This is a genomic window from Paraburkholderia sp. UYCP14C (genome assembly GCF_004197395.1).
Classification (GTDB): domain Bacteria; phylum Pseudomonadota; class Gammaproteobacteria; order Burkholderiales; family Burkholderiaceae; genus Paraburkholderia.
The window spans coordinates 1-213 of the sequence record NZ_SELS01000420.1; the positions used below are offsets into that span (position 1 = coordinate 1).

Genomic DNA, 213 nt, shown 5'->3' on the forward strand with positions numbered 1-213 from the left:
TTGATGTGACGATGGTCCTGTTCGATCAGATTATTGAGATACTTCGAAGAGCGCACCTTCGTGTCCTCGGGAAGCAGGCCGTCAATTTTCATCTCACGCACGGCCCGGTGCGACGCAGCATACCCATCGAGGGTGACCGTCTCCGGTGGCCGGCCTTGATGTTTGACCGCCTTGCCGAAAAAGGCTTTTGCCGCGGCCACATCGCGCTTTGCC

General features: G+C 57.7%; 1 protein-coding gene. It reads right to left on the reverse strand.

Features of this window, described 5'->3' with window-relative positions:
* On the reverse strand, positions 1-213 hold a 213-nt coding region (locus EVC45_RS45380), incomplete at both ends, for a DDE-type integrase/transposase/recombinase (protein ID WP_129964432.1).